Origin of the sequence: Kocuria sp. CPCC 205231, from assembly GCF_040980965.1 — a bacterium.
Lineage (GTDB): Bacteria > Actinomycetota > Actinomycetes > Actinomycetales > Micrococcaceae > Kocuria > Kocuria rosea.
The window spans coordinates 1-1,396 of sequence record NZ_JAVKPP010000050.1 but is presented as its reverse complement, the minus strand read 5'-3'; the positions used below and the strand labels follow the sequence as shown (position 1 = coordinate 1,396).

2 protein-coding genes are annotated in these 1,396 nt (G+C 70.6%); both read left to right on the top strand.

All coding sequences use genetic code 11. From position 1 onward, the window contains the following. Window positions 1-465: lactate utilisation protein LutB domain-containing protein (locus RF640_RS18785; protein ID WP_368828654.1), on the top strand; the 465-nt coding region annotated here is incomplete at its 5' end. Further along, window positions 462-1,103: an LUD domain-containing protein gene (locus RF640_RS18780; RefSeq protein WP_109223274.1), complete on the top strand. Its 642-nt coding sequence runs from the start codon at window positions 462-464 to the stop codon at window positions 1,101-1,103. The genes RF640_RS18785 and RF640_RS18780, both read left to right, overlap by 4 nt. Window positions 1,104-1,396 lie beyond the last annotated feature (293 nt).

Below are 1,396 nucleotides of genomic sequence, written 5' to 3'. Positions count from 1 at the left end.
GCCTCCCTGCCCTACGCCTCCTCGCTGTGCGGGGCCTGCTACGACGTGTGCCCGGTGAAGATCAACATCCCGGAGATCCTCGTGCACCTGCGCGACGAGGACGTGCGCAGCAAGCCCACCCCCCGGGTGCCCTCCCAGATGGATTTGATGATGAAGGGCGCTTCGGTGGTGATGTCCTCGGGCACCCGGATGGGGTTGGCCGAGAAGGGTCTGCCGTTGGGGAGGGCGGTGGCGGGCAAGGATCGGGCGATTTCCTGGTTGCCCGGGATCGCCGGGGGCTGGACCGATGAGCGCGACATCCCCGCCCCGCCGAAGGAGTCTTTCCGCCATTGGTGGGCCAAGCACGCCGAGGAGACCCAGGAACGGGTGGCCGCCGACGGCGGCCCGGCCGCCGGCCCGGATGCGGGCAGTACCGCACCGGATGGGGCCGAGACCGACACCGAAGACGACGGGGGAGCACGATGAGCGAGGCAAAGACCGAGATCCTCAACCGGATCCGCGGGGCGCTGCACGACGCGCCTACCCCTGCACCGGCGCAGCGCACCTATCGCCGCGTCTCGGAGCGTGCGGCTGAGGAGGTCGTCGAGATGCTCGTGGACCGGCTGGTCGACTACAAGGCCGCGGTGCACCACGAGACCCCCGCCTCCCTGCCGGGGCGGATCGAGCAGCTGCTGGGGGTCTCCGCCCGGTATGTGGTCCCGGCCGGTCTGGACACCGCCTGGTTGCCGCAGGACACCGCCACCCGCCGGATGCTGGTGGATCCCAATGACGCCCGCGACCCCTCGGCCCTGGGGGTGCGTGAACTCAACGCCGTGGACGCGGTGGTGACGTCCTCGACCGTCTCCTGCGCCGAGACCGGCACCATCTTCCTCACCGGCCGTCCCGAGGAGGGCCGGAGGGCGATCAGCCTGGTCCCCGACCACCACATCTGCGTGGTGCCGCTGGACTCGGTGGTCGAGCTGATCCCCGAGGCCCTCGCCCTGGTGGAGCCCACGGCCCCGGTCACCATGATCTCCGGGCCGTCCGCGACCTCGGACATCGAGCTGGAGCGGGTGGAGGGCGTGCACGGGCCCCGGACGCTCGACGTGATCCTACTCGGCTGACAGGCCCGGATGGCGCGTGAACCGCAGCACGCGCAGACGCACCGTCGCGGATCCGCTCGGCACCCCGGCCCCATCGCGGCCCCGAGGGCCCGGGTCTGCCCTGCCCGGGCACGGCGGCCCCTGCCGTGCCCGGCCGTTTCTCCTTCGCAGTTGACCTTGTCAGAAATTCACAACACAGCACCCAGGCCTCCAGTGGAGCGTCCAGGTGCGGAACGGGTGTCAATGTTCTCCAAGATCCTGGTGGCCAATCGCGGCGAGATCGCGATCCGTGCTTTCCGTGCCGCCTACGAGCT

Bases quoted from the DNA above. Each gene is read 5' to 3' on its own strand.
- RF640_RS18780 (WP_109223274.1), top strand. From the start codon at position 462: ATGAGCGAGGCAAAGACCGAGATCCTCAACCGGATCCGCGGGGCGCTG.